Annotated in this window: 23 protein-coding genes; 12 read left to right on the top strand and 11 right to left on the bottom strand. The window is 48.3% G+C overall.

The genetic code is table 11. The annotated features are described in order from the left end of the window. Positions 1–160 precede the first annotated feature (160 nt). On the top strand, positions 161–1942 hold the full coding sequence (gene mrdA / locus ACKFKH_RS06570) for a penicillin-binding protein 2 (protein ID WP_446857452.1): 1782 nt from the start codon (positions 161–163) through the stop codon (positions 1940–1942). 100 nt (positions 1943–2042) lie between these two features. Here the strand turns inward: mrdA and ACKFKH_RS06575 are convergent, their stop codons facing one another. Then, positions 2043–3110, bottom strand: coding sequence for a SpoIID/LytB domain-containing protein (locus tag ACKFKH_RS06575; protein ID WP_446857453.1), 1068 nt, complete (start codon positions 3108–3110; stop codon positions 2043–2045). Between ACKFKH_RS06575 and ACKFKH_RS06580 the strand changes: the two genes are divergently transcribed. The 6 genes from ACKFKH_RS06580 to ACKFKH_RS06605 all read left to right on the top strand — a co-directional run bounded on the left by ACKFKH_RS06580 (position 3099) and on the right by ACKFKH_RS06605 (position 8763). Beyond that, positions 3099–3389, top strand: a complete 291-nt coding sequence (locus ACKFKH_RS06580) for a hypothetical protein (protein WP_446857454.1) — start codon at positions 3099–3101, stop codon at positions 3387–3389. The genes ACKFKH_RS06575 and ACKFKH_RS06580 overlap by 12 nt on opposite strands. Position 3390: 1 nt before the next feature. Beyond that, positions 3391–4806 (top strand): NupC/NupG family nucleoside CNT transporter, encoded by a 1416-nt coding sequence (locus tag ACKFKH_RS06585; protein ID WP_446857455.1) that lies wholly within the window; start codon positions 3391–3393, stop codon positions 4804–4806. Positions 4807–4819: 13 nt separating this feature from the next. Further along, positions 4820–5575 (top strand): hypothetical protein, encoded by a 756-nt coding sequence (locus ACKFKH_RS06590; RefSeq protein WP_446857456.1) that lies wholly within the window; start codon positions 4820–4822, stop codon positions 5573–5575. A 219-nt stretch (positions 5576–5794) separates the two neighbouring features. Beyond that, positions 5795–6932 (top strand): IS630 family transposase gene (locus ACKFKH_RS06595; RefSeq protein ID WP_446857457.1). Its coding sequence is split into 2 segments (ribosomal slippage): positions 5795–6231 and positions 6230–6932, totalling 1140 coding nucleotides; the frame shifts between segments, so codons are not numbered across the junction. A 28-nt stretch (positions 6933–6960) separates the two neighbouring features. After that, the gene (locus ACKFKH_RS06600) at positions 6961–7404 is read left to right on the top strand and encodes a hypothetical protein (RefSeq protein ID WP_446857458.1); all 444 of its coding nucleotides are present in this window, start codon (positions 6961–6963) and stop codon (positions 7402–7404) included. A 3-nt stretch (positions 7405–7407) separates the two neighbouring features. Further along, positions 7408–8763 (top strand): NB-ARC domain-containing protein, encoded by a 1356-nt coding sequence (locus ACKFKH_RS06605; RefSeq protein WP_446857459.1) that lies wholly within the window; start codon positions 7408–7410, stop codon positions 8761–8763. A 27-nt stretch (positions 8764–8790) separates the two neighbouring features. Here the strand turns inward: ACKFKH_RS06605 and ACKFKH_RS06610 are convergent, their stop codons facing one another. Both ACKFKH_RS06610 and ACKFKH_RS06615 read right to left on the bottom strand, forming a co-directional pair. After that, entirely contained in the window at positions 8791–9303 is a 513-nt protein-coding gene (locus ACKFKH_RS06610; RefSeq protein WP_446857460.1) for a hypothetical protein, read from the bottom strand. A gap of 124 nt (positions 9304–9427) precedes the next feature. After that, positions 9428–10042, bottom strand: coding sequence for a hypothetical protein (locus tag ACKFKH_RS06615; RefSeq protein ID WP_446857462.1), 615 nt, complete (start codon positions 10040–10042; stop codon positions 9428–9430). Positions 10043–10409: 367 nt separating this feature from the next. Here ACKFKH_RS06615 and ACKFKH_RS06620 point away from each other — a divergent pair, with 367 nt between their 5' ends. Both ACKFKH_RS06620 and ACKFKH_RS06625 read left to right on the top strand, forming a co-directional pair. Beyond that, positions 10410–11114 (top strand): DUF433 domain-containing protein, encoded by a 705-nt coding sequence (locus ACKFKH_RS06620; RefSeq protein WP_446857463.1) that lies wholly within the window; start codon positions 10410–10412, stop codon positions 11112–11114. Then, entirely contained in the window at positions 11111–11551 is a 441-nt protein-coding gene (locus ACKFKH_RS06625; RefSeq protein ID WP_446857464.1) for a PIN-like domain-containing protein, read from the top strand. The genes ACKFKH_RS06620 and ACKFKH_RS06625 overlap by 4 nt, the downstream gene beginning before the upstream one ends. Before the next feature lie 32 nt (positions 11552–11583). On the opposite strand, the gene ACKFKH_RS06630 is transcribed toward ACKFKH_RS06625, so the two are convergent. Further along, the gene (locus tag ACKFKH_RS06630) at positions 11584–12873 is read right to left on the bottom strand and encodes a glycosyltransferase family 87 protein (protein ID WP_446857465.1); all 1290 of its coding nucleotides are present in this window, start codon (positions 12871–12873) and stop codon (positions 11584–11586) included. A 73-nt stretch (positions 12874–12946) separates the two neighbouring features. On the opposite strand from ACKFKH_RS06630, the gene ilvC reads away from it, so the two are divergent. Continuing rightward, a complete protein-coding gene (ilvC, locus tag ACKFKH_RS06635) occupies positions 12947–13942 on the top strand; it encodes a ketol-acid reductoisomerase (protein WP_446857466.1) in 996 nt (331 codons plus the stop codon). A gap of 103 nt (positions 13943–14045) precedes the next feature. Here ilvC and ACKFKH_RS06640 read toward each other — a convergent pair whose 3' ends face one another. Next, the gene (locus ACKFKH_RS06640; RefSeq protein WP_446857467.1) at positions 14046–14276 is read right to left on the bottom strand and encodes a hypothetical protein; all 231 of its coding nucleotides are present in this window, start codon (positions 14274–14276) and stop codon (positions 14046–14048) included. Between the two features lie 320 nt (positions 14277–14596). Here ACKFKH_RS06640 and ACKFKH_RS06645 point away from each other — a divergent pair, with 320 nt between their 5' ends. Next, positions 14597–15463, top strand: coding sequence for an EndoU domain-containing protein (locus ACKFKH_RS06645; RefSeq protein WP_446857468.1), 867 nt, complete (start codon positions 14597–14599; stop codon positions 15461–15463). Positions 15464–15608: 145 nt separating this feature from the next. Here the strand turns inward: ACKFKH_RS06645 and ACKFKH_RS06650 are convergent, their stop codons facing one another. Next, positions 15609–15773 carry a hypothetical protein gene (locus ACKFKH_RS06650; protein WP_446857469.1) on the bottom strand — a complete coding sequence of 55 codons (165 nt, stop codon included), beginning with the start codon at positions 15771–15773 and terminating at the stop codon, positions 15609–15611. A gap of 128 nt (positions 15774–15901) precedes the next feature. Next, entirely contained in the window at positions 15902–17128 is a 1227-nt protein-coding gene (locus ACKFKH_RS06655; RefSeq protein WP_446857470.1) for an RNA-guided endonuclease InsQ/TnpB family protein, read from the bottom strand. Between the two features lie 35 nt (positions 17129–17163). On the opposite strand from ACKFKH_RS06655, the gene tnpA reads away from it, so the two are divergent. Beyond that, positions 17164–17634: an IS200/IS605 family transposase gene (gene tnpA, locus ACKFKH_RS06660; protein ID WP_446857471.1), complete on the top strand. Its 471-nt coding sequence runs from the start codon at positions 17164–17166 to the stop codon at positions 17632–17634. Positions 17635–17798: 164 nt separating this feature from the next. Here tnpA and ACKFKH_RS06665 read toward each other — a convergent pair whose 3' ends face one another. The 4 genes from ACKFKH_RS06665 to ACKFKH_RS06680 form a co-directional block, all read right to left on the bottom strand. Further along, positions 17799–18518 carry an ABC transporter ATP-binding protein gene (locus ACKFKH_RS06665; protein ID WP_446857472.1) on the bottom strand — a complete coding sequence of 240 codons (720 nt, stop codon included), beginning with the start codon at positions 18516–18518 and terminating at the stop codon, positions 17799–17801. A gap of 80 nt (positions 18519–18598) precedes the next feature. After that, positions 18599–19816 carry an ABC transporter permease gene (locus tag ACKFKH_RS06670; RefSeq protein ID WP_446857473.1) on the bottom strand — a complete coding sequence of 406 codons (1218 nt, stop codon included), beginning with the start codon at positions 19814–19816 and terminating at the stop codon, positions 18599–18601. Between the two features lie 20 nt (positions 19817–19836). Next, positions 19837–21222, bottom strand: coding sequence for an efflux RND transporter periplasmic adaptor subunit (locus ACKFKH_RS06675; RefSeq protein ID WP_446857474.1), 1386 nt, complete (start codon positions 21220–21222; stop codon positions 19837–19839). 259 nt (positions 21223–21481) lie between these two features. After that, positions 21482–22225, bottom strand: a complete 744-nt coding sequence (locus ACKFKH_RS06680; RefSeq protein WP_446857475.1) for a MerR family transcriptional regulator — start codon at positions 22223–22225, stop codon at positions 21482–21484. Positions 22226–22903 lie beyond the last annotated feature (678 nt).

The following is a 22903-nucleotide window of genomic DNA, read 5'->3' on the forward strand; positions in this document are numbered from 1 at the left end:
GTCAGGTAAAAAGTCTTCAAATCTTTGGATGAGACAGGATTATAAACCCAACAACCGTACAGCATTACAGACAGAAACTTCTGTCAAACATTAGGGTCTCTTTTAAAGTTTCACCCCGGTTTCAAATTCATATTTCAGCATAGGAAAGCTTGGATAGACGATGGCTAGTGGACTCTCTTTTGCATCTACCTCTTGGGTCAACCAAACCCGATCACAGCGCTCTCACCGATCCATTGTGCTGCTGATGGTGGCGACAAGTTTGATCAGTGTTTGTTTGTTTCGACTCGCCCAGCTTCAAATTGTTCAGGGCAAACATAATCGCCAACTCGCCGAACAAAACCGCATTCGTCCCTCTCCGCTGGTGGCCGATCGCGGCAACGTTCTCGATCGCAAGGGCAATCCTCTGGCCGCAAACGAGCTATCAAGAGCAATCTACCTCTACCCGCGTGAGCAAACTCAGGCCCAATGGCAGCAGACCGCCGATCGCCTGAGCAAAACTCTCGACCTGCCCAAAGAAGAAATTCTCAAAAAGCTGGAAAAGGTGGGGTATCGATCGGCCGTTCCCGTCCGGATCTATCGCAAGCTGACTCCCCCTCAATTTATTGCCCTGCAAGAAGGCGGCGACATTCCAGGTCTCGAAATTCAGGCAGAATCCAATCGCAGCTATCCCAATGGCAGTCTGGCGGCCCATGTGTTGGGTTATATCGGAGAAGCCACCGCAGACGATCTCAAAGCGCACCCCGAATTTCCGATGGGGATGCTCGTGGGGCAGATGGGCATTGAGCGGATCGCAGACGCAACCCTGCGTGGCACCTGGGGCAATCGCCTGATCGAGGTAGACTCCATCGGCAAAGAGCTAAGACTGTTGGGCAAACAGCAGCCGATCGCGGGGACTAATCTGCGGTTGACGCTCGATCTCAAGATGCAGCAGGCCGCCGAAAAAGCACTCAACAATCGTCGCGGGGCGGTCGTCGTCTTGGATGTGAAAACGGGAGCCGTCTTGACGATGGCCAGTGCTCCCACGTTTGATCCCAATCTCTTTACGCGCAAAATCTCTGGTAAGGAATGGGAGACGCTGCAAAGCCAGGATCATCCCTTTTTGAATCGGGCCCTGCAAGGCTATCCCCCTGGGAGTACCTTTAAAGTTGTGACGGCGGCGGCGGGGATGCAGTCTGGCAAGTTTTCTCCTGACTCGACGCTGGCGACTTTTGGATCGATCAACATTGGCGGCATTTCCTTTCATGAACACGGCGGCAGTGGATATGGAGTGATTGGCTTTCCAGAAGCCTTTGCCTTTAGCAGCAACACGTTCTTTTATCAGGTTGGGATCGCTGCTGGCCCTGAAGAAATCTCGAAATGGGGGCACCGTCTGGGCATCGGAGGCGAGACTTCTACAATGGGCTTAGATGGAGGCAATCACGGTCTCATTCCTACCCCTGAGCAAAAGAAAAAACTGTTTGGCGAGGAGTGGTATCCCGGTGACACGGTGAGTATGTCGATCGGGCAGGGCGTGGTGCAGGTGACTCCGTTAGAAATGGCGGTGATGGTGTCGTCGATCGCAAACGGCGGCTGGCGGATCAAGCCTCATCTTTTGGCGGATCAAACCAACTTACCCGCGATGCAGCGAGAAGCGACAGGCCTGAGTCCGGGAGCGATCGCCGTGATTCGACAGGGATTAACCGCCGTAGTGCAGCAGGGCACGGGCAAACAGTTAAATGATGGCTCGATTCCGCTGACGGCTGGCAAAACCGGAACGGCAGAAGTCTTGGGGCAGCGTGACAATGCGCTATATGTCGGGTATGGGCCAGTCAACGACCCTCAGATCGCGATCGCGGTGGTGGTCGAAAATGGCGGCTATGGGGCAGAATCAGCGGTGCCGATCGCTCATGAGGTCTACAAAGCCTACTTTGGCCCCTCTAAAACGCCTCCCAAGCCTCAGTAGGTCTGTTTAGATTAAGGCTCACGAATTAAATCGTTATCTACGTAGTCCCCATCATCTTTGGGTTGATCAGACCGATGAGATTGGGAATGGTTGCAACTGCTTATTCGCGATCTTCTTCGATACGAGCGACCCCGGTTTTGGGATAGTAATTAGACAAAATCTGTTTGTAAGAATAGCCTTTTTCGGCGAGGCTTAAGGCTCCTAATTGGCTCATTCCCTTGCCGCGAAAGGCTTCTGCAACAATGTCGTCTGACGCGGCATAAAGTGACTCGACAATGCCCCCCCGATAGCTGACAAACTCGCCTGCTGTCTGATCGACCGCCTTGCGGGTTGTATCGGCTTCGGTCTTGATGCCGCTATAGACTTGAAAATACTCGTCTGACCCCATGTGATAGAGCGCATTGGCGGGTCTAAAATAATACGTCAACGCATAAGAACGCGCCGCTACCGACTGAGCTTTGAGCGCCTGCATTGGCCAACTCGGTGACACTTCACTGCCCACAACGCTGTGCAGATATTGGCGGAGATTCACATAATTGATCACCCGCAGCCGACCTGCTTGAGAGACTAACAAAAACTTGCCATGATAAGGGCGGCCGCCCAAATACAAAACTCCCCTCGGATCAGGTTCTACCCAAACAACCGCCGGGAGTTGGCGATCGCCTACCGCAATCCCGCTGCCTGCTAACTGGGCTGGATAGTTCGTCCCTAGGGCTAAGGTGTGCAGCGATCGTCCTTTTTCATCCAGAATCGTAGCACCCGCATTGGAGGCGATCGTCGAAGCATTCCCATTGCCGATCGACACCTGCATTTCAATAAACGAATCCACAGTGCCGCGCAGGGCTGCAAATTCTGCTTTGGCTTTTTGGTTGAGGGCGATTTCTTCTTTGGTCAGCGACGCAGGATTGACGGGCGTAAGCGTCGGAGTAGCTTTGGCAGAGGGCGATTTGGTAGGTTTGGGCGCAGGAGTTGGGGAAGCGGAAGGACGAGGGGGCACGACCTGCGGGTCACTCGAAGCAACGGGACTGGGGCGACTCTCTGCAACTGGACTTGGCTCAGACTGTGGCGTGTGATTGAGCGCATATCCTGCTAATGGAATTAGCCCCAAAAATGGCAACAGTAACCAGGGGCGCTGATTGAACCATTTGATCATTTTTTGTCCTGTCATCTCACCGTTCTGCTTGGGTCTACCTGGATTGTAATTCGCCACCGATCGAGTGAATCAGAATCTCAAGATTCGGACTCCGAGTTAACAGGCTTTTCGTTTGATGCAGAGCTACTTTATTTGGCGAAAAAGTGGGGGTATACGATCGCCGAAATCCCCGCGAAGGTGTCAGACCAGCATCAAACAAAACACTCAACCGTGAATCTTGTGCAAGACTCGATCCGAATGCTGATAGACTTGCTGAGAATCAGATTCAACGATGTGATCGGTCGATATCGATAAAATGACCTGGCTAAATCTTTTGTCCTTTGTCGGGATTTTTGCCCTCTGTGGGATCGCTTGGCTCGGCTCCGAAAACCGCCGTGTGATTCCCTGGAAGGTCGTAATTTGGGGGATTGCGCTGCAATTGGTGTTGGGACTGCTGGTGTTTTCGTTTCCGGTGACGCGCACGATCGTTCAGATTATTAGCACCAACGTCAACGCCGTTTTGGATGCGACGGAGGCGGGTGCTCGGTTTATTTTTGGTTCCTTATTAGTCCCAGACGCTTCTACCGTACCGGGGCCCGTGTTGGCAGGTCGCTGGATTGCTCGTGCGGTCACGCCGCCTTATATTCCGGTTGCGGGCGATCGCCTCAGCCCCGATAGTTTAAATTTGGGCTATGTGTTTGCCTTTCGCGCGTTGCCGTCGGTGATTTTCTTTTCCGCCCTGATGTCGCTGTTTTATTATTTGAAGCTAATTCAGCCGATCGTTGGTCTGTTTGCCAAACTCTTTCGCCGGACGATGAATCTCAGTGGCGCAGAGGCGTTGAGCGGGGCTACGAACATTTTTGTGGGCATTGAGTCTGCCCTGGTAGTGCGTCCCTTTTTGGCAGACATGACTCGGAGTGAACTTTGTGCCGTTCTTGCCTCCTGCTACGGAAGCGCTGCTTCAACGGTTCTCGCCCTCTACGCCCAGCTACTTCGCCCCGTTTTTCCTAACATTACAGGGCACCTCGTTTCTGCCTCGATCATGGCGATTCCGGCTTGCTTTGTCATTTCTAAACTGCTGGTACCCGAAACAGAAACGCCTAAAACCCTGGGCAGCTTGCCAGAAGAACCGAAGGACGCGCCCGAATCGAATCCAATGGAAAGCGTGATCACCGGGGCAATGGATGGGGTGAAACTGGCGATCGCCATTGCGGCCCTTCTGATCGCGGTTCTGGGACTGGTCGCCCTGGTAAATTTGTTTTTTGGCAACCTGGCTTCTCTCGCCCAAAGCAGCAATCTCTTTTTGCGTCGTCTGGGTCTGATTTTTGAAGTCGTGACGCTGCAAAATATTATGGGGGCGCTGTTTTTGCCACTGACTTTTTTGACGGGCGTTTCGTTAAACTGGGCGGAATTGTGGCAGGCTTCGGTTCTCATCGGGCGGCGGTTGTTGGAAACAGAAGTGCCTGTCTATCAGCAATTGGCGCTGTTGAGTGATCGAGGAGCAATCAGCGATCGCTCTCTGTTGATCGTCAGCTACGCGCTGTGTGGCTTTGCCCATTTGCCCTCGGTCGGAATCTTTGTCGGTGGCTTTGTTAGTCTGATTCCGTCTCGCCGCAAAGACCTGAGCGAATTGGGCTGGAAAGCTCTCTGGGCGGCAACGCTCGCAACCTTGATGATCGGATGCGTTGCTGGTGTTTTTGGATCAAACAATCCCTCAATTTTAGGTCGATAGGAGCAGACGAGCGATGAGATGGCAGCGAAACTGGTGGATGGGAGTGGCGATCGCCCTATTGGTTGCTGCGACGCTCATTCAAAACAATTGGACAGGATCGAGTCGGGCCCAAGCTGAACCGCCCACCGCTTCTCCATCACTTCCCGCTTCTCCCGCAGGGCCGCCGACGGCCGTTCCGGTGGCTCCTTTACCGACGATTTCTCCCACTGCGCCTGGTGTTCCTGTTCCCCCACTGCCCACTTCGCCGCTGGTGGCTCCCAGTCCGCTCTCTCCGAGTTACCCGCAAGGGGTCGCTCCGGTGTCTCCCGCTTCGACTGCGCCACCTTTGCCCGTGAGTGGTGAATACAAAGACCCGGAAGGCCGCTTTAAGATTGGGATTTTGCAAAATTATAAAGTCAGTCCTTTGGCGGGATCGGTGCTGATCGAGTCGCCCGACGGCAGTTTGGCCTATACGGTTTTGGTGCGATCGCAGGGACAACTCGCCCTACAAGGAACGGATAACGATGCGCTGGTCAAGATTGCTCAGACGGCATTTCAGCAAGGAGAAGGATTTCAGCCGGGTCAGTGGCAAGCAATTCCAGGGGGCATCAAGCTCGATTGGACAGGGAGCCTGACGATCGCCGGAAAAAGTCAACCGATCGGCGGCACGATTCTAGTTCGTCAGCTACCAACCGATGTGGCGATGATTTTGATTGCCGCGACTCAAACGGCGGCTGGTCAAGTTCCGAGTGCCATTTCAGCCTTAGTCGATAGTTTGCAGACGCTTTAAGTCGGTAGACGGGATTGTTGGACTGCTCAAGCTATCGGTAGGGCTGTCCATCCAGGTCGTCTGTGAGATTTTTATGTTATTAATCATTTATTAATATTGTTTATCTAGGCAAGTGAAGTAAATTGAGCTAAAACTCTGCTGTAGCTAGTAGACTGTCAGCTTTGATTTGAGGGGTAATTTGGTTGATAATTTGAGCAGGTGCCCCTTCAACCAAAAATCATGGCAAAAAAGAAATATATCGTCTCTCTGACACCTGAAGAGCGAGAAGCGTTGGAGCAATCTACCAGCACTGGCAAAGCCCCTGCTTACAAAATGAACCATGCCCGGATTTTGCTCAAAGCCGACACGAATCAGGCGGGCGGTGGTTGGACGGATGAGACCATTAGCCAAGCCTTAGACCTTAGTGTTGCCACCATTGAGCGGGTGCGGCAGCGGTTTGTCGAAACCAACTTAGAGACAGCTCTCAGTCGGCAAGTGCAGCAACAACGCAAGCCTCGACGCTTAGATGGAGAGCAAGAAGCTCATCTGATTGCCATTACCTGTGGTGAAGTCCCTGAAGGACAGGCGCGTTGGAGCCTGCGTCTGTTAGCAGACCGGATGGTGGAATTGGAGTATGTCGAGAGTGTATCCCATGAGACCGTGCGTCAAACGCTGAAAAAACGACCTCAAGCCCTGGTTGCGAGAATCCTGGGTGATTCCCCCCGAAGCGAATGCAACGTTTGTCTATTACATGGAGGATGTGTTGAGCGTGTACACCCGTCCCTACGACCCTCGTTACCCTGTGGTCTGTTTTGACGAAACGAGCAAACAGTTGGTCAAAGAAACACAAGTCCCTCTGCCGATTGAAGCGGGTCACCCGCCTCGATATGACTGCGAATATGAGCGCAACGGGGTTCGCAATCTATTTATGTTTGTCGAACCTTTAGCGGGTTGGAGACATGTGGAAGTCACCGAGCGCCGCACCAAGCAAGATTATGCTCAGCCAATGAAATACTTGGTCGATGAGCGTTACCCGGATGCGGAGTGGGTCACAGTTGTTCAAGATCAGCTCAACACTCATGACCCCTCAGCTTTGTATGCCAGCTTTGAACCCCAAGAAGCCAAACGTATTCTTGACAAATTGGAATTTCACTACACGCCTGTTCATGGTAGTTGGCTCAATATGGCAGAAACTGAACTCAGTGTTTTAGCCCGCCAATGTCTCGACCGTCGCATTCCCGACCAACCTGCATTGCAACGAGAAACACTGGCTTGGGAACAGCGCAGAAATACGCAATTGCGAACGATAGATTGGCGGTTTACCACTGAAGATGCACGGGTTAAACTCAAACGGCTTTACCCCTCATTTCAACCTTGACAGTCCACTAGTCTTGGTCAGCAATTATATGGATCCACTAACAGTAGCAGCAACCGCTGTCGCAGCAACAGTCATGACTAAAGCTTTGGAAAAGACAGGGGAGAAGCTTGGTGAGAAGGTATTTGATCAAAGCGAGAAGTTTCTTACTTCACTTAGACAAAAAGCCCCTGAAACAGCCTCTGCGATCCAGAAAGTTCCTGAAGAACCTTTAGATTATGGTCAAGCGGTTTTAGAAGTCCATGCACTTGCAGAAACAGATCCCGAATTGGCTAATACAATTCAGCTATTAGCAGAGAGAGCAGCACAAGATCCAAGCCCAAGACTAACTGAAGCCATTCGAGAAATTGCTGCTACCTTTTCATCTCAACAGCCAACTGTTCAGAATATGGGAAAGTTGGCAGAAGGAATTGGGGCAGTTATTCAAGGAGGTACAGTCTCAATTCAGAATATTAACGTGCCATATCTTAAATGATCAATGAATGATGTATCCAATAAGTTAGCTGAAAGCCTTGGAGTTAACGTTCAAGGTGGCATAGTCTCAATTGATAACGTCAATGTCTCTGTCTATCAGTTGTACCCATCTTTAACAACGAATATCTCTCAAGATTCTGTTAACAGTAGCGATATTCGGAAAACTTGTGATGTTCCACCAGAGTGGATTCGTCAGCGATTACAGAAAAATATTTCTGATGATTTCTTCGTGCATCGTCCTCAAGAGTTAGGAGAGGTAGTTAAAAATCTCTTAAAGGAGCAAAAAGAGCAATCAGAAGATGTTATCGCTTTGTGGGGACCGGCTGGTTGCGGAAAAACAACCTTAGCTTTGCTTGCTTGTTGCCTTCCTGAAGTCCTTTCGCATTTCGGAGATAATATCTTCTGGATAGATTTAGAGGAAGAAAAAGATACTATAGAGGGAATGAAAACCTTACATCAGCAATCTATAGGATCAGATCTTACAGGTTTTACCAGCGATGACATTGCAACTACTCTTGTAAAGAAATGGAAGGACGAACCTCGCCTAATCGTGTTAGATAATTTACAAATGTATGAAGATCTGAGAATACTCCTTAGTTGTAGAGATAGAAACTGTACTTGGCTGATCACTACTAGGAATAAAAGAAGTTTCGCTGGAAAAGCATCTACTAAAACTATACAAATAGATCCTCTACGGATTGATGAATCTGTTCTACTTCTTTACTACAGGCTTAAGCAAGCGGATGAGATTGATTTTGAGATACTAAAAATTTTAGTTAATCAGCTTTATGAGTTTCCTTTACTAATAGAGTTAATTAGACAAGAAATTAATATAAGAATTGGACTTAAGCACACACCTAATGCTGCAATAGAAAGTATTCTTGAAGATATTCAAGAGAACGGATGGAACTTTTGTGAGGACATAACTAGAAAACTCTCTAGGAATTTTGAGAATAGCATGAAGCATTTAGCTGAAGAGGAAAAGAAGCATCTTAGGGAAATGGTTATTTTTCCAGAAGATATTTCCATCCCCATATCAACCTTAGCCAAACTATGGTGTTTGAGCGAAAAACAAGCTATGGAATTGTGTGAGAAATTTTATGGTTCGTCATTATTGAAAAAGTACAATTCTACTAGAAAAATAGTATGTACAAATAATATTCTTCGTGAACATTTTCTTCAGCAAGATGAGAGCAAAGCAAAAAGCTCAGAAGTTCATAAAAGACTGTTAAGCTCCCATGATTTTCCTTCGGAGGAAAATGTTTTAGACTCTACGTTTGACAATCTACCTAATGAAGATAAAATCTACTGGGGTCGATTCTATGAGTATCATTATAAAAGAGCTTTTTCAAATCATTAGATTGAAATTTATTTCAGCAACGTGGGATCAAGGATCTTCTTCAATAATAGTTATCCTATATGTTTTTGCAGGTTGATTATAACTCCATATTTCCATTCGATATGCCCCTGCCTTGGGTTTAAAGGCAACATTTCGCTCATCGGTATTTAACTTCTCACTAGTTCCCCTTTCCTGATCATAATAATCCTTACACTTCAACCTTCCCTCTGAAGATCTAATTACGATTGCTGGGTCTGACCCATTACCAAACTGTTTTGTTCCCTCAGCTTCAACAGTAATCTGAATTGATTTACGGTCAAAATCTTCTTCTAAAACAAGGATATTCGGTTCTTTACTATGTTGATATGGGTTATCGCGGGTAGAACAATATTCTTGTATTTGCTCAGTGAAACTAGAATGAACGATTTCAGTGCGTCGTTTAAAGCCGGGCTTCAGATAGATAGTTGTATTTTCTGATGTCATAAGATCTGCACCAGCAGCAACCACAGCAATTCCTGCACAGATAGAAAAAGCAATAACAACCTCTTTTGATTTTTTCATGGTCTGCTAATATTTTTATAGAGTTGTAGCGTTGAAGCTGTGAGTATATTTTGGGCAAACCATTTTTCCTGTACGTCCTGCTGGTAGTCGAAGTTGGGTTGCACAAGGACAATTAACAAGCACTCTAGTTAGGCTTTGCTTTACCTATCGATATGAGTGGAATACTAAAACCAAACAGCAGACTTAATACAAACCAGGTATAAGAATATAAGTTTTGCCAACCTGCAATGGCAATACCTGTATCTCTCGCAGGTATCCACTGAAAAATTAAATCTCCAATTAGATGAGCAGTTATTCCAACTGAAAAACCAACACAAATATCCCGCAAAGAATTGAGTAAAAATATTAAAAATCGTCTCTTTTGGAGTGTTTTTTGAGTAAGAATAGATTGAAGAATAATTATACTCAAGAAAGCAAGAGGTATTAGGGTAGAACTAAACAACCAACTACGATGCTGTAAGAAATGTGACTTGAGTAGTAGCGACAATGGAATGTCCCAGTCTGGGAAGGCATACTGTAGAAATTGATCAGCAGGAAGAAAGATTGGTGGCAGAAAAAAGAAGCCACTTGCTCCCCAACAAAGTGTCAGAATGAATAGCAAGGGGTTAACGTAGGAGATTGCTCTCTCACAATAATGTTCACATAGCTCCCAAAATATGTGTCCAGTGATTAGCCCTAAAAACAGGTAACAGGCATTTTTAATCGTGTCAAGGATTCCAAGCTCTTGTAGAACATTCATATTGGTTAAGCGGTAAGAAGCACACTTTGTTCAACTCTTTGCTACACGGGAAAAGCCATCCGACAAGGTCAATAAGTATCTGTATTCTACTGCTGCAATCTTTGAGCCGAAACGAACCGAATTGCTTCATTTACAATTTGTTACAATAATGCAATAGGCGCAACCCAACAACTCTCTTGCAGCAGACAGAATAGAGATCTGGGTGGTGCTGCAATGCTTATTTGCCACCGATGAAGGGGAACGTCTTTAAATAGACTCTGACTGCACGAAGGTCTTCAGACTTCAGCCTCTTAAATCGAATCTTCTTTCCTAATCTTTGTTTCAAAAGTACAATCGTATTAAACGAATCAACTTTACAATCACTCCTATGAGCAATCTATACGGAGGCGTTGACCCCAGAAACATCCCCACTTATTCCATTAGCGATGCCGCCCGTTATCTACGCATTCCTACAGGCACCATTCGTTCCTGGACAGTCGGACGACGCTACAACACCACCGAAGGCTCTAAACAATTTGCGCCCCTGATTGCAGTGCGTCATGCTCGTAATCCAATTCTTCTCTCATTCACAAACCTGATCGAAGTTCACGTTCTTCGCGCCATCCGGAGAGATCACAAAATTCAACTTGATAAAGTTCGTACCGCCCTCGACTTCATAAGCGAGCAGTTTCAAGTCTCCCATCCCCTGGCTCATGAAAGCTTCCGGACTGACGGCATTGACCTTTTCATCGATCGCTACGGCTCTCTGATCAATGCTTCAAAACCTGGACAGTTAGAACTCAGAGATGCACTCAATCAGCACCTTGATCGGGTTGAACCTGATGATACCGGACTTGCAATCAAACTTTATCCTTTCACCCGTTCTCACGAAGCAAGTAACCCTCGCATCGTCGTCATTGACCCCCGCATCGCCTTTGGTCGCCTCGTGATCGCTGGAACCGGGATTGCCACTCGCGTTTTAGCAGAACGCTATCAGGCAGGCGACTCGATCGATGATCTCGCTGATGATTACAACTGTGAGCGACTTGCGATCGAAGAAGCCATTCGTTGTGAGCTTCCGGCTGCTGCATGACCCCTCAAATCACCTTTTTCATTGATCGCTGTCTAGGCAGCAAGCGTATCGCCGAAGCGCTTCAAAACGCAGGCATCACTATCGAAATTCATAGCGACCATTTTGCTGCGGATGCTCAAGATGTAGACTGGCTGCCAGAAGTTGGCAAAAGAGGCTGGGTTGTGCTGACGAAGGATGAAAACATTGGCAAGCGCACCTTAGAAAGGATTGCTGTAGCAAGTGCCGGGATCAAAATGTTTACGCTTACCGCTCAAAATCTTTCTGGGGCTGACATGATTGCCATTTTTCAAAAGGTGGCTGTTTCGATGCAAGAATTTGTCCATAAAAATCCCGCTCCCTTCATTGCCAAAATCTACCGAGACGGCCGACTTGATTTGTGGAAAGATCAGCAAACCCTACTGGATGAACTTGCTCAATTTCAGAAATACAACCAATAGCCTCCAGAGTCCAATTCTTTCACATTTCACTTTCACACTTCAAGTAAGTTTTGACTTTTGGTGAGACGATCGCGAGATTTGGGAATGGCAAAGGCAAGCGTAATTGCATACGCTAACATTCCATTAGTATTTGTAAAAGGCGGCATCATCAGCGGCAAAACTAATACAAACTTTCCTAAATGATTGGCTTTTCCAAATAGGTAAACAAACAGAGGAATATACCAAACTAGGCCCATAATCCAGGTTTGCGGATTGAATAGATAAATCGAATTCATCACCGAGAAAAACTGATGTTCAACTGGGCTACGACGCAGATAGTAAAGCAGCACTGAAAACGCGATCGCTCCCACAATCACCGCACCGACCAGATTATTTCTCAAGAAGGGATTCATGTAGCCGTGAACAAAATCATGGGTTGCTCTTAATCCATTGCTGTCGAAGGATTTGACCACGCGATCGACAACTGCCTGACCATGCGTACTGATCGGAACTGGACTCGATAGAGCGCCAAAAAACTGAGGCAAAATTCGTTTGACGTAGCTGGTGTAGATCGCCGGGCCAAAGTAAGCGATCGGTGATAAAAATAAAAACCCAATAAACCCAAACGTGTAAGCAATTAGCTTATATTCTCGCTTGTACAGGTAGTAGAGAACGGCAATCCCAGGAAACAGCTTGATACAGCAGGCCAGTGCTAAGAGAAATCCAGAAATTGCTTGAGGTTGACGACGTTGATAAGTGAGAAACGAGAGGATCGTCAGATAACAAACCAGAATATCAATTTGTCCTCGCTCAAAGTTGGCAAATACTGGAAAACTAGCCATCACAAACAGCAGCGTTTCACCTTTTGTTTCAAATTGGCTATATCTGACTAACTCAAACAATAACAACCACAATAGAATCAAAATAAAGATGCTGTAATACAGTTTGGCGTTTGCGTAACGCAGCATTGCAAAGGGGGTAAATAATAGCGATGCAAACGGGGGATAGATAAAGCCTGAACCTGGAGAAATATTTGCATTGACAGGGGTATAAAATTCTGGGTGATCATTCACATGATTTAGATAAGGATCAAGTCCAAATAAAATTGATTTACCTGCAATGTAATAGGGACGAAAATCAATTTGATAAGACTCTAAAACTAAGTAAATGATGAACGCTGACGGCAGCAAGTAGATAAAATATTCGCCAAAAAATCGAGCCAGCGATCGCAAAAAAGAAGGGGACGGTGAAGTGTGAGGGGTAGACATCGACTCGATCGCCTCCATAAAAGAATGACGAAGATACTGTACAACAGAATTCTCGACACGCCGGACACCATCCAATTTTTGTGGCTTCCTTCTGATAAAATTGAGAGTTCTGATAACCCATCAAGACTTGCTGCAAGGAGACTTTCTCATGGCGCGGATGTATTACGACGCGGATGCCAATCTCGATTTACTCGCTGGAAAAACGATCGCCATCATCGGTTACGGTTCTCAAGGTCACGCCCACGCCCTCAACCTCAAAGACAGCGGTCTCAACGTGATTATCGGACTGTATCCTGGCAGCAAGTCTGCAATCAAAGCCAAAGATGCGGGGCTGACGGTTCATAGTGTGGCCGATGCCACCAAAGCCGCCGACTTTATCATGATTTTGCTCCCCGACGAAGTGCAGCGATCGGTCTACACCCAGGAAATCGAACCCAATCTCAGCGAAGGAAACGTGTTGGCGTTTGCCCACGGCTTTAACATCAATTACGCCCAAATCGTGCCTCCGTCCAATGTCGATGTGGTGATGGTTGCGCCCAAGGGCCCCGGTCATCTCGTGCGGCGTACCTATGAGCAAGGTCAAGGTGTGCCTGCGCTGTTTGCGGTTTATCAAGATGCGTCAGGACAGGCCCGCGATCGGGCAATGGCTTATGCCAAGGGCATCGGTGGCACCAGAGGCGGCGTTCTTGAAACCACATTCCGCGAAGAAACCGAGACGGATCTGTTTGGCGAACAAGTGGTGCTGTGCGGCGGGTTGAGTGCATTGATCAAAGCCGGGTTTGAAACCCTGGTCGAAGCAGGTTATCAGCCCGAACTGGCTTACTTTGAGTGTCTGCACGAAGTCAAGCTGATTGTCGATCTGATCGTCGAAGGCGGACTGGCTACAATGCGCGACAGCATTTCCAATACAGCAGAGTATGGCGATCTGACTCGCGGGCCGCGGATTGTCACCGATGCGACGCGCTTGGAAATGCGAAAGATTTTGTCTGAGATTCAAACCGGACAATTTGCGCGCGAGTTTGTCCTCGAAAATCAGGCAGGCAAACCAGGATTTAACGCGATGCGCCGTCGGGAAGCAGAACACCCGATCGAAGAAGTCGGCAAAGACCTTCGCGCCATGTTTAGCTGGTTGAAAAAGGTTTAGAACAGGCTGAGGTTTGAGTGAAAAGGGTTTGAGTGAGGGCGATCGCCAAAAGTTTAGACAATGCCTCAACCGACAACTCAACGCTTTAACTCAAACCTCAAATCTAATTCGTTTTTTGCTCTCCCTTCTCAGTTTGCTTGACGGCTTCCTGAGTGCGCTGTTGGGGATCTGCTTTAGGTCGCCAACTCGGAAACGCCCCCACCATGATTTGATTGAGCGAACTGCGTGCCTGAAAGCTGTAGCGACCGAGCGAGAACGGTAGAAACTGGTCACCAAACCCGATATAGACAAGGCTGAGAAGCAGAATTAATCCAAACGGGAATCTGTTACGCATGGCAGTCGTGCGCTGTAGGGAATAGAACTGTTTTCAACACGGTTAATCGCTCATCAGGATCGAATCAAACCCAATCCTGAAGCCTCCCCACCCACTCAAAGCGATGAATGCCCTTAGTCTAATGCACTTTAGGGTTATGAAGCGATGAAGATCAGGTGGAGGGTGACGATCGCGATTTTTCTACGTAATTCTTTACACCTATAGAATTCATTTTATTCTCATCCAACCGGGAACTCTCTAGAGGCGCAATCACGTCACAGGAGTATTCAGACCGTTTCTCTCGTGTTTTGGCTTACATTGTCGTTAAGAGAATCTCATCTATGTTCAGGTTGTTAAAAAGTTGTGTTGGTGGATTTTCGCTGCTGTTGTTAGGAGCGGTTCCATCACTGATTCAACCAGCGATCGCTCAAGTTTCCCAGACAGATTATCAGAGTCATTCCAAACAGCGTTCTCAGCCTAATTCAAAACTATTGCCCTTTTTTGATCAAGTTAACAATCCCGTTGCGGTTGGCATTCCTAGAAATCAGCGAGTTGATATTACGCCCAATCCGCCTAGCTTGAATGCCTTTGATCAGAAAGTGTTGCAGACTTGCGGAGCCTTTGGCAGCAAAGTTAACACGGTCAGCCTGAGACGATTGTTTGCCGAGTCTCCGGATGTGGTGAGAAGTGTGAAGCGATCGGTGGGCGGCGAGTTGTTTCCGGGACGCAGCAGCGATCAGCAGTTTCGCGACGACTTGATCACCGTCTGGTCAGACAGAAGTGGATTTGAGCATATCTTTTGTGGACAAATCAAAGGCGTGCGGCAGATTGGTGGACTGCATTTTGCGGGCAGATATTTGCAGCTACAAACTCAAGGCATTGCTGGACGATTGCCCAATAATTCTAGAGCCGAAGAGGTGATGGAGGGCGGAATTTATACCCTGGGGGTCGAGGTGAGACAGGGCGATCGCATTGTCACCAGAGATACTAAAAAAGGCTACTCCTATGTGAGCAATGCTCAAGAGATTTTGACCGACGCGACCCAGGCTTTCAAAGCTTTCAGAAACAGGGGTCAGCAAGCTTGTCTACTTACCGTGCGCGATAATGCGGCTCCACCCTTTAAAGCGGTGTTTGTCAAAACAAATCGAGCGATCGTCACCTTCTACCCAGATGCCACGCCCAAAGCCGGTGAAGTGTCCTGCAATTAGCCCTCGTTCGACAAAACATTTAACTTCAAAGCGCTGTCTCTCTTATGCCACTTTAGAAGAAGTAAAATTGCTAAAAAACGATGTAACCTTCTCCCAGCAAGCGTTTTAGCATTCACAATTCGTTTCTATTCCTTCGCGAGAGTAGTCAATAAAGTGTGAATGCTAGAATGCCTTCGGCAACTTCAGTACCTAGTGTATTGTCAGGCACAATTTGCGCTAAACTGCTTTTACTCGCTTCAACTAAGAGTATTGTGACGAGAGCAGCACAGATCCCGATCTTTTGCGGGCCGAATGCGCTTCTAGTAATCATAAAGGATCTCTCCAATACTTATCTCAAGAACAAACGATTAGAGATTTTTGCTCAACATTCTGATGACGAGAGAATACGAGCTTAGTCCGATCGCGACCTAGTATGAATGAGTGACATACTCCAGACGTTCATGCTGACGCATAGAACGCTGGCTTCTCATCGACTCCTGCTATTGCATCGGACGTTAGATGAGCTTTAAGAACGGAATGCCCTACCGCTCTGTGTTTGATATTGATTGCTGCGTTATGGTCACGGTCAAGACTACACCCGCAGTTGTGGCAGAAGTGCCACCGCTCGGATAGTGCTTTCTTGACCTTTTGACCGCAGTTTGAGCAGTCTTGAGATGTACCGTTTGGATTCACCGCAATCGTGAGCAACCCGGCTCTTTCAGCCTTGATTGAAAGAATTTGCAGGAATTGACTCCATCCAGCATCGTTTACCGATTTTGCCAGTCGAGACTTAGCAAGTCCTTTGATATTCAGCTTTTCATGTGCAACGTGCTTTCCTTGCAACAACAGCTTGTTCGCGGTTTTGTAGTGAAAGTCCTTACGAGTATTCGAGACTTTCAGATGAGCCTTACCGACGCGCTTAATCGCTTTTTTACGACGCAAGGAGCCTTTCTTTTTACGAGAAAGTGAACGCTGTAACCGCTTCAGGTTCCTCTCAGCTTTCCGGTAATGCTGAGGGATTGCAACCTCGTTGCCCAAATCATCCGTTAGAAACGACTTCAAACCCAGATCAATCCCGATAGTGTTTTCCATTGCTGGAATATCAGGAGTGAGAACGGGTACAGAAGCATCTTCGAGACTCAAGACAACGTACCATCCGTCAACTTTATGGCTGATAGTGGCAGTCTTGATCTTGAATCCATCGGGTAACGGACGGTGCTGAATCAGCTTCACATTGCCAATCATCGGCAGTTTGATGAACTTGCCTTGAATGCAATCTTGCTTCATCTGAGGAAATGTGAACGAGCGATATCGCCCCACTCCCTTGAATCGTGGCTTCCCTGATTTCTTACCGTTGCAATCTCCCTTCATCCATCGGTCGAATGTCTTCTTTACCCGCGCAATGCAGTCTTGCAGCACTTGAGAATGGATATCTGCGTACTCAGGAAACAGCGCTTTCGAGTTGACCAAATCCCGCTTCTGCGAATAGAAATCAGGGTTGTCTCGTCGTTCTGGCAAGTAGCAGATTAGCGCACAAGCGTTGATATCACAGCGATTTTGCTCATACCATGAGAACCGCTCACCGAGTCGATAGTTATACTGACGACGCAGCAAATCTAGCCAGTTGCTCAATGTGGCGACTTGGCTAGAGGTTGGACGTAATCGATACTGATATGCGGTTCTCATGCGATAATTATATCACGTTCATTTATTAAAAGTCAGTGAAACGCGGGTACAAAACACGTTCTAGGGGTGTTAGTCGCTTACACGCTCATTTAGTATTAACAACCAAATATCGATATAGCGTGATTACAGAGCCGATGCTGGAAAGACTGAAGGAGATCATCAAAGATCTTTGCGCCAAGTGGCAGTGCGAATACGTTGAAGGCAACGGAGAGCCAAATCACTTTCACCTCGTTTTCAGGTTCTTTCCTCAAACCGACCTTGATAAATTTATTGGCAACATTAAAAGTGTTTCAAGTCGCAAAATGAACCAAGAATTCGCAGACCATTTAGCAAAAACTTACTATCCGAAAATCAGCCGTAGAACTGGAGAGAAGACCGCTAGAGTGTTTTGGAATGAGTCTTACTCAATTGATTCGGTGGGTGTCACAAAGCTAGACATCCTGATTCGATATGTGCAGACTCAACCGAAAGAACTTCTAGACAAAGTAACTCGTGGTGAGTTGTAAGAGATTGGCGTTTCTTCACCGTCCCCAATCACTCGCGGGGCTTCGCTCTACATTGTTCAAGGGGACAGTTCATCAACGCCCTGGCTTTCATCCCGACGCTCACCTGAGTACAGGTAGAGCGCGGGGCTTCCCGCCGAATTTGCTAAAAAATCACACTGAGGTCATCAGGCGGCCGTCACCGTGCCCAACTCTTCAGGCGCGAGATATGGCTTTCTGACTTGCCCATCTTTGAACCAAATGACACGGCGAGTACAGCGGGCCACATCCGGTTCGTGTGTCACCATCACGACGGTCATGCCACTCGCATTCAGTTCGGTGAAGATGCTGAGAATTTCTTTGGTGGTTTCAGAATCTAACGCGCCCGTCGGCTCATCTGCCAGCAAAAGAACGGGACGATTGACAATAGCCCGCGCGATCGCCACCCGTTGTTGTTGTCCGCCTGACAATTGATTGGGACGATTGGCCAGCCGATTTTCGAGTCCCACTTTAATCAGCGCCTCTTTCGCCCGGTTGTGACGCTCCTCCGACGGAACGCTGGCATAGACCATCGGCAGCATGACGTTTTCGAGCGCACTCAACTGCGGCAATAGATGAAACTGCTGAAACACAAAGCCCAGTTTGAGATTGCGAACGTGCGCCAGATCTTTGTCCTGAAGTCCCGAAACGTCTACCCCGTCTAAGTAGTAGCGTCCGGCAGTGGGGCGATCGAGACAGCCAATAATATTCATCATCGTTGATTTGCCCGATCCAGAAGCGCCCATGATGGCGCAATATTCGCCCTGTTCGACAATCAAATCCACACCCGCCAGAGCATGAACTTCAGTCTCGCCAGAGCCGTAGACTTTGGTGACTTCTTCGAGTCGGATGATCACAGGTTGGGGCATGGGGAGGGATGAGGGATGAGGGATGAAAGAATTGGTTGGTGGGAGTTGAGGTCTCGCGTTTTATTTGGAGGATGACAGAGTTAGGCACTGCGGAGGGCGACGATCGGGTCGAGTTTTGCGGCTTGGCGGGCGGGAATGACTCCAAAGACGAGTCCGATCGTGCCGGATACACTTACGGCTAGGGCGATCGCCATCGGTGCGACACCTGCCTGTAGGGGACTGAACGCAGAAACGAGGAGAATTCCACTCACTCCGACAGCGGTGCCAATGAGTCCACCTGCGGCTGATAAGAGAACGGCTTCGATCATGAATTGGACGAGGACATCCTGTTCGGTGGCTCCGATCGCTTTTCTTAAGCCAATTTCTTGGGTTCGTTCGGTGACAGAAACCAGCATGATGTTCATAATGCCGATGCCGCCGACGAGGAGCGAGATTCCGGCGATCGCGGCCAGCATTGCGGTGAGGCCTCCAGTAATCGTGCCGACGATGCGAAGGATGTCTTTTTGAGTCTGGACGGTGAAATCGTCTTCGTTGACGATTTTGTGTCTCAGGCGCAGCAGGTTTGTAATTTGGAATTCGGCCGCCTGGACACTTGCTTCATCTTTGGCAGATACCGAAACAAAGGTGAGATCCAGTCCATAAGGTGAAGTGCGTCCGGTCAGCAGATTAGCCGTCGTCGTCAAGGGAATATAAACCGCGTCATCCTGATTGCTGCCCAAAAATGACCCCTTCGCCTGCATCACTCCAATCACTTCAAAACTAATGTTGCGGATTCGTATCCGCTGTCCGATCGGGTCTTTGGTGCCAAAATAATCCGCCGCTAACTCAGGCCCCAAAACAGCAACCTTGGTACTGCGATCGAGATCGGCATTGGTCAAAAACCGTCCTTTAGCCACATCAAAATCGCGGACTGAGAGAAATTCTGGGGTCGTTCCCACGACTAAAGAACTGCGGTTGCGTCCCCCATACACGATCGGCTGTTGAGACTGTCTTTGAGCCGCGACTTCTTTGACCGAAGGGACTTGAGTGGCGATCGCAATGGCATCTCCCCAGACCAGCGTTCTTGGCAAGTTAGTCGTTCTCTGTCTGGCCTGACCTGACCCCGGCGTAACAAAAAGAACGTTCGGCCCCAATGACTCAAACTGTTCAGAAGCGAGTCGCTGTGCCCCTTGTCCAATACCGATCATCGCAATCACCGAAGCGTTGCCGATGATCATTCCCAGCATGGTTAAGCTACTTCGCAGTTTATTCGCAGTGAGCGTTTTGACTGCCATTTTTCCACTTTCAAGCCAGTCCATTGCCATATGTTTCTGCTGTCCTATTTGTTGGTGTCGCCGTCAATGATTGTTTGTAGTTTTTGCCCTTCGGGAAGCTGTACAAAAACCTGATCGCCTGCATTCAATCCTTCGGTAATTTGGGTTTGATTTCCCATGCTTGTGCCGATCGTAACTTCCTTAAATTCTGGTTGATTTTTTGCTCCTGGGACGAGTACGCCCGTTTGTCCCTGGCGGGTCACGACTGCGACCGTTGGCACCATCAAGGCATTGTTTAATTGGTTACCTAAGAAACTTAAATCGGCATTCATCCCCGATCGCAGCTTGTTTTGCCCCGAAAGTAACTGAATCCGCACTTGAAACGAGGTGACATCGCGATCGATGACCGCTTCGGGCGCAATCAAACGAACTCGCCCCTTAAAGACTTCCTGCCGAAAAGCGTCTACTCTCACCTCAACCGACTGACCCTGCTTAATGTTGCCAATATCCACTTCGGGCACCTTAGCCAACACTTCTAACTCAGTGGCGAGGGCGACGATCGACGTTGAAGTCGCCGAAGAGGTCGCCGAAGCAGAAGTCGTCGGGGTAACAAAGGCTCCCACACTGGCGTAGCGTTGCGTAATCTGCCCTGCAAAAGGCGCACGAATCACCGTATCCGCCAAATTAGAATCAATCTGCTTGACCTGAGCCACCGCAGCCGCTACTCTCGCCTCCGCCTGACCAATCTCCTCACGAGTCGCCCCGTTGCGTTTTTGAGCAAGCTGCTGCACCGCCTGACTGTATTGAGCTTGAGACTGACTTAGCTGGGCGCGAACTTGGTTTAAAGCTTCCTGGGCGCTACGTTCTTTGCGAAGAAATTCGTCGAGCGAGTTGGCGGCGATCGCTCCCTGGTTGGCCAGTTCTCTCTGCCGTCGAGTCTGGGTTCGAGCGAATTCTAACTGCGATTGAGCATCGGCAATCTGCCCCTGGACGCGGTTGATCTCACCCTGGGCGCGAGTCACTTCTGACTCTGATTGACGAATCTCTTCGACACGAGTCCCAACTTTTAGCTGATTGAGCCGCTGTTGGGCTTCTTCGAGGCTGGCAACCGCCTGAGCGCGCTGGGCTTGCAGTTCGTTGTTTTCCATCCGAGCAATCACTTGACCCGCCTCTACCCGATCGCCCTGCTCGACATACAATTCTGCAATGCGGCTAGGTGTTTTGGGACTGAGATTGACGGTCTGAACAGGTGCGATCGTGCCACTGGCCGTAATTCGCATCGTCAAGGTTTCAGACTTCACCGGGGTCGTCAGCGTCTTGATATCTGCCTGCGGAGTCGCCGTGCGCGAAGCCCAATAAGTACCCGCCGGGATCGCAATCACCCCAGCCACCATCAACCCCAGCAGCCATCGAGGGAGCTTTTTATCTTTACCAACAAAAGGAATTTGCATCGATCGCATCCTGAAACAAAGATTAAGCCGTGAAAGAACTGAAAATGCCCAGACCCTCTAGCCCCCATTCTAGTCAACCCCACCAGACAACTGCCCAGAGTCAGAAGCCCCCCGTCTAAAGTCCCCTGTCCAAAGTCTTCTGTCTAAAGTTCCCTGTTCAAGTCCCCTGTCCAAGTCCCCTATCTAACTTTTTTCTTTACACCTTGACACCCTGGAAGTGATACGAGAGACTGGTGCCCCTCTCACCCATCGTAGAAGCTCACGATTCTGATCCTTCTAGAGCTGCCACCGCTCTACTCAAATATTCAGAGGTAGCCGAATTAACAACCCCCCGACTGGCAACGTCCGCTCCTTCTTGCTGATACATCGTGTGCAGTGATCGTTCAATTCCTGCATCCCCGCCTGTAAATTCATGAATCAACGCGAGTGATTGTCGAGCCAACCTTAACACTGACTCGCTAGTTGGATCGGTGCCCTTTTCCATCTCATTGCGAACCTGCTCCAGCAGTTCCTGCCATTCTAGTTCCACTTGACGAATTCTCTCCTCACCCACCAACTCCTGACGTTGCTTGAGCGTTTCTAATTGTTCTGGCGTGTAGTACTTTTCCAACATAGAAATAGCCTCAATGGTTTGAATTAAAGTCGTGACAGAAACAGATTCTGCTGAGTTTAGGGTCTGTGCGATCGCTTCCAATCGGGTGAGCAATCGATGAGATAAATCAATTTGTTCGCGCAGACGAGTGAGATGTAACTGAATAATGTGATCAAGTGAAGAATCAGGCTGATCCAAACACGATCGAATGTCCTCTAAAGAGAACCCAACCTGCCGCAGCGACACAATTTGCTGCAATCGAATAATGTCCGCTTCGTCATACAGTCGATAACCTGTTTCGGTACGATGAGAAGGCGACAATAAACCGATTTCATCGTAGTAGTGCAACGTCCGAACAGAGACTCCTGTTTGTTTTGCTAAATCGCCCACTTTCAACCCCGTGGTTTGCATCCTGTTCCTCCTTGATTTGCTCTAACTGTGAACGAGTTCATCCTAAAAGCCTCACGTCACGTCAGAGTCAAGGGGTTTTGCTAAAAAAGTAGAAACAGCAGTAGGGCACTCATTTCCTGGTTACAAATCGTGTCAATGCTTGACCAATAATCGACCTTCTGCCCAAATCAACGAAGTTAAAAGACTTCATCAAACTGGCTTAACATGAGCCGCCGAGCATTTAAGCAGCAGGTTAAAAGAAAGAGGTCTGCTCTGTGCGATCGCCCATCTCAATCGAGAAACAGATCGATCTAGAAACAGAGCCACACAAGACAGATTTTCTCCATGCTGTGTCCTCCATTGGGATAGATTTGGCGATAGAAATCTTCTAACTGTGAGGCTTGATACAAACCGGGTCTGTTGATCCGTCAGAGAACCAGGGAAATCTTAAAATTGTCTGCCTGGAGTCGATTTGTCAGTCATCAGAAATCAGTATCATAGACACAGCGTTATTGATGCTGACCAACGTAAATGCTAAGAATGAGTCTGTGGGTCAACCTTTTCGACAACCTCTGAGATGGCTCCCCAGCAGAAATTCTGAAAAGCGCATTCCATAATCTTTTATAGAAATGCAAAAAGCTTTCGGATTCCTTCTTAGTCTGACTGCATTTAGTACAATATGCTGACTGATGCAACTCT

It is taken from the genome of Phormidesmis sp. 146-20 (assembly GCF_052939475.1).